Below are 5263 nucleotides of genomic sequence, written 5' to 3'. Positions count from 1 at the left end.
ATTTAACTAAATAATTTAAAATTTATAAAGTTTTATTTAAACTATTTTTTAGTGTACCAATTTTATAATTTTTATTTATATATTTATCATTTTTAATGATATTTTTTTATTTTAAATTATATATTTTATTATTTTTCCTTGTTTTGTTGGAATCTCCAAAATGTATGTGGTATACTACAAGTAACAATTAAAATTATTTATGACCAAAAAGCTAAAATTATTGTTGGTGCACAAATTTTTGTTTATAATAAAGCTAGTTTAAGAATCAATGCTTTAATCCCAATTATTTGAACAAAAACTAAAATTGGTGAAATTGAGTATTTAGATCTACCATATTCACCTCCTTTTGCAAAAAGTGTTGATGTATTAAACGTTGCTTTGACAAAAATTAATGAGTAATAAAAATTAAAGGAGATAATAATATTAAATGACAGTAAAAAATGCAATTAATTGACGAAAAACTATTAAAAAATATAATAGTGAAAAAGTAATTAATCAAAAAGATTTAACAGTAATACTTGAAGCAGGGCACTTAGCACCTTGTTCATTAGGAATTGAAGTAACTAATGTTGTTAGTATTACAAATCAAGAATTAAAAAAGAAATTTGCTGATGAAGCAGTGCTTGGCTGAAATCAAGAAAAAGTCAAAAATGCTAGTTGTATAATGCTTATTACGGGTACTAATCCATCTTATTTAGTTTCAACTGAATTTTTAACAAAACGCTTAGAACGAGTTATTAATCAAGCAGATGATTTAGAAAAGGCAATTAAAAAATATCAAACTTTTTTGCAACAAAAAGAACATCTTTCTGCATTTGTTTCAGAACAAGCTCATATTGTAACTAGTTTTATTACAATTCAAGCTGCTGATTTAAGAATAGGAACTACTATTATGGGTGGTTTTGATGCAAAAAAATGTGATGAGTTATTAGCAAAACATTGTACGTTTGATCAAGGAAAATATCATACAGTCTTAGCTTTAGCGTTAGGATACTATGATGAAGATGATGATAAAGCAACAATGCCACGTGTTAGAATTGATTTTAATGAATTTGCAAAGATTATTAAATAATCTTTGTTTTTTTTAAAATATGTGTTATCATTATTTACATGCAAATAATATGCAGTCATATTATTAAAAGTGAGGTGAGTTATATGGCAAGAGAAGGAATCCATCCAAAATATTTTGATACTAAAATTATGTGTACAACTTGTGGAACTGAGTACATAAGTGGTTCTACTAAAGGAGAAGAATTAAAAGTTGATACTTGTTCTTCATGCCATCCCTTCTATACAGGAAGTCAACAGTTTGCTAATGCAGCTGGACGTGTTGAACGATTTAAATCTAAATTTAATAAAAAAGAAGAGTTAGTAAAACAAACAGAAAAAGCATCAAAAGCACAAAAAGAACTTAACAAAAAAACAGCGAAACCAAAATCTGATGAACAAAAAGCAGAATAATTGGTAAACCTTTATCTTTTTAAGATAAAGGTTTTTTTGATATTTTGTAATGTAATTTTATTAAATTAGAAACATAATTCTTCAAAAATTAGCGGAAATATAAGTTTAACTTAACAATAACTATTTTTTATTATTTTTATTTGGGTATAATAAAATTAATTGGGAGCGTGGTATTTTAATGGGATTGAAAATTAATAATTTAAAGTATAAACGATATAAAAAAATTATTTTTAGTGATTTAAATTTTAGTGTTGATAGTCAAGAAATTTTGGGGACTCATTTTGAGAATAAGTTTTCACAATTATATTTTTTAAAATTGTTATTGGGAAAGAAAAAACCACGTAATGGAACAATTTATTTAAACAATAGAAATATCACAACTTTATTACCAAAAGAACGTAGAATTGGTTATGTATCACCCGCCCCATTAAGATTAGCTTTTTTACCAACAAAATTACGCTTGGCTTATCATATTTTAAAAACGCCAAAATTTTTACATGATAGTTCATTAAAATATAATAAAAATAAATATTTTTATAAAAATTTAGTTTTTATTGGTAATGATTTAAATAAACAAGATTTAATATTAAAAATAGATAAAATCATTAATGAATATTTTAATAATTCAATTCATATTAAAGAAGAATGAATTGAGACTTATTTAACTCAAATTAGTGAATTCCATAAAAAAGAAATTAGTAAAATTTTAGATGATGATAAAGATTCAATTTTTATTCAAAGTTTACATACTTATACTTACAAAAGAGAAGAAATTCCTGTATATAAAGGTTATCTTGCATTTTTACAAGCTTTATGAGATAAAATTTATTATATTTCTGACTTAGATTATTTGTGTGATTGTTATGAAATTGCTAAAAAAAGAAAACTTAAAGATAAAAGTTTTGGTTTTATTGGGGCAAAATTAGTTTGTGAAAAGTATTTAAAAATATTGCAGACTGAAATTACATATGAACGTTATCTTTTAATTAAAGCACGAAAAGCATTAAAAAAATATCGTCTTAATGTTATAAATATGGTTTTAAAAGATAGTAAACATAAGAGTGTTATTAAAGGAATTTTAAATAAAAGTAATTCCTCAAATATAATTACTTGAACAAAATTATCAGAAGATCAATGATTTAATTATAATCAAAAACAAGAACAATTAATTGCAAATTTATTACCAGATGAAGCAACAATTATTAAGGGAAAAGTTTTAGAATATTTTCATAAATATCATTTGGAATTATTAAATAATACATTAGAAACTCGTGAAAAAGATAATTCACTTGCTATTGAAGAAGCAAATGAAAAAGTTGTAACAGTTTATAATCAAGCTTTTGAAGAAGTTAAAAAATTAATGAGTAATTTAAATATTAAAATGAATTGATTTAAACTTACTAAAAATTTAAGTAGTTTTGATCATACTAAAATTAGATTGATTAATGCCATTTTAAGTAAGAAAGAATTAATTATTTTACATAATACTTTTGACAATTTAACTCATAATGAAGCAAATGAATTAAATGAAATTTTACTTAGTTTAAAAAACTATAATCCACAGTTAACTTTTTTAGTTTTAACAAAGAACATTGAGAATATTAAAAATTATGTTACACAATTATTATTTTTTGATAAGGATAATAATTACAAATTGATGTCAAAAAATCATGCTGAATTTTTACCTAATACAATTAATTTATATCAAATAATGTATAATAGTTCAGAAAATGTTTTTAGTATGAAATATTCTATAGCAGAAAATGTTTTAGAAAATGAAAAAATTAAGATTAAATTACCTAAAGGAACTAAATTAATTGATCAAAAAAAATATTATTTAGCAGTTAATCCAAACTTAATCTCATTCCAAAAGACAAAGGAATTTAACAAAGATTTACATTTATTATATAAAGGACATGTTAAGTCAATTAAAAAAGTCTTTAAATCAATTGTTTGCTTTTTTGAAGTTAATGATGAAGTTATTTTTAAAATTTTAGTGTCAGAAAAAGAACTAAATTTAAAAAAAACAACAACAATATATTTTGAAAAGAATGCATTATTAGTTTATGATAAAGTTAACAATAATTTAGTTGTTAACATATAAGCGAGGAAAACAAATGCAAGATTTAAAAGGAATTATTTTACAAAAAATTAAAGATTATAAGACAATTATTTGTTTACGTCATATTTCACCAGATGGTGATGCATATGGTTCAGCATTTGGATTAGCACAATTCATTAAAGATAATTTTCCAAATAAGAGGGTGTTAGTTGATGGTGCACCAAATGATTTTTTAGCCTTCTTAGCAACACCTGATCTTCTTCAAGCAGAAGATTATAAAGATGCATTAGTAATTGTGACTGATACAGCGAACATTGAACCAATTGATAGTAAATATTGGCAGAAAGCAAAAGAAGTTATTAAAATTGATCATCATCCTAATGTTACGCCATTTGGTGATATACAATGAATTGATGAAACTAAAATTGCAGTTTCAGAAATGATTGCTGAGTTAGTTTTAACATCAAAATTAATAGTAACACCAGAGGCAGCCAAATTAATTTTTACTGGAATTGTAACAGATTCAAATCGTTTTATGTATAGTAAAACTTGCCACAATACTTTTATGTTAGCAGGGCAATTAGTTGCGACAGGTTTTGATTTGCAATCAATTTATCAAAATTTATATGAAGAATCATGAGTTAATGTACGCTTTAAAAATTATTTGTTATCGCAAGTAGTTATTTATGATAAAGAAATTAGTTATGTTAAGATAACTGATGAAATGTTAAAAGAACATAATATGAGTTATGAGACTGTTAAACCATGGGTTAATATTATGAGTAATATTAAAGAATTTAAAATTTGAATGTGAGTAATTGAAAATAAAGCAGAGGGTTATATAAACCTTAGCATTCGTAGTAATACTTATATTATTAATAAAGTAGCAGAAAAGTACTATGGTGGTGGTCATCAGTTAGCAAGCGGTGCAAAAATTTATCAGTGAGAAGATTTAGAACGAGTTTTAAAAGACTTAAGTTTTGTAATTAAAAATAACATTAAATATATGGGAGGTTAAGAATGTATTTTTTAAATAGTAAAGCTCAAATAGGCTGAATAGAAGTTATCACTGGTTGTATGTTTTCTGGAAAAACCGAAGAGTTTATTCGCCGCTTAGTTCGCCTAGGTTATGCTAAATTTGAAATTCAAGTTTTTAAACCAACAATTGATAATCGTTATAGTGAAAACCAAGTTGTTAGTCATAGCAAAAAAGCAGTTGAAGCAATATCAGTTAAGAATTCTGAAGAGTTATTAACAAACCTTAAACCAACAACAAATGTTGTTGGGATTGATGAAGTCCAATTTTTTGATAATAATATTGTTAAACTTGCTGATTCTTTAGCAGATAAAGGAATTATTGTTATTGTTAATGGTTTAGATAAAGATTTTCGAGGTGAAGCCTTTATTAATGTTGAACAATTAATGACACGAGCAGAAGAGGTTAAGAAATTGCATGCAATTTGTGTTAGATGTGGAAATTTAGCAAATAGAACCCAACGTTTAATTAATGGGAAACCAGCTAATTATTATGATCCAATTGTTTTAATTGGTGAAAAGGATAAATATGAAGCTCGCTGTCGTCATTGCCATGAAGTAACATACTAATGTAGGGGGAAAAAATGTTAACAAAAAGCTTTAATTTTGTCGAAAACTCTTGATGAAATAAAAAAAATCATCAATATGACAATTTGAAAACTAATTTTGTGTAAGATTATGATTTTGCTTTATATTTTTTAAAYT

At 24.5% G+C, this 5263-nt stretch carries 6 protein-coding genes; all 6 read left to right on the top strand.

Annotated features, from left to right (window positions below; all coding sequences use genetic code 4):
- Window positions 1-138 precede the first annotated feature (138 nt).
- The 6 genes from EHV01_RS03055 to EHV01_RS03030 all read left to right on the top strand — a co-directional run bounded on the left by EHV01_RS03055 (window position 139) and on the right by EHV01_RS03030 (window position 5128).
- Window positions 139-399: a hypothetical protein gene (locus tag EHV01_RS03055; RefSeq protein WP_422066150.1), complete on the top strand. Its 261-nt coding sequence runs from the start codon at window positions 139-141 to the stop codon at window positions 397-399.
- A gap of 28 nt (window positions 400-427) precedes the next feature.
- Window positions 428-1072 carry a nitroreductase family protein gene (locus tag EHV01_RS03050; protein WP_422066149.1) on the top strand — a complete coding sequence of 215 codons (645 nt, stop codon included), beginning with the start codon at window positions 428-430 and terminating at the stop codon, window positions 1070-1072.
- Window positions 1073-1155: 83 nt separating this feature from the next.
- Window positions 1156-1461, top strand: a complete 306-nt coding sequence (gene rpmE / locus EHV01_RS03045) for a 50S ribosomal protein L31 (protein ID WP_126821167.1) — start codon at window positions 1156-1158, stop codon at window positions 1459-1461.
- Between the two features lie 178 nt (window positions 1462-1639).
- Window positions 1640-3565: a hypothetical protein gene (locus EHV01_RS03040; protein WP_422066148.1), complete on the top strand. Its 1926-nt coding sequence runs from the start codon at window positions 1640-1642 to the stop codon at window positions 3563-3565.
- Between the two features lie 13 nt (window positions 3566-3578).
- Window positions 3579-4541, top strand: coding sequence for a DHH family phosphoesterase (locus EHV01_RS03035; protein WP_422066147.1), 963 nt, complete (start codon window positions 3579-3581; stop codon window positions 4539-4541).
- 2 nt (window positions 4542-4543) lie between these two features.
- Window positions 4544-5128: a thymidine kinase gene (locus EHV01_RS03030; RefSeq protein ID WP_415745427.1), complete on the top strand. Its 585-nt coding sequence runs from the start codon at window positions 4544-4546 to the stop codon at window positions 5126-5128.
- Window positions 5129-5263: the final 135 nt, after the last annotated feature.

It is taken from the genome of Spiroplasma sp. hy2 (genome assembly GCF_044714365.1).
GTDB lineage: Bacteria > Bacillota_I > Bacilli_A > Mycoplasmatales > Mycoplasmataceae > Spiroplasma > Spiroplasma phoeniceum.
The sequence above is the reverse complement of the archived record's forward strand: the minus strand, read 5'-3'. Positions and strand labels throughout refer to the sequence as shown.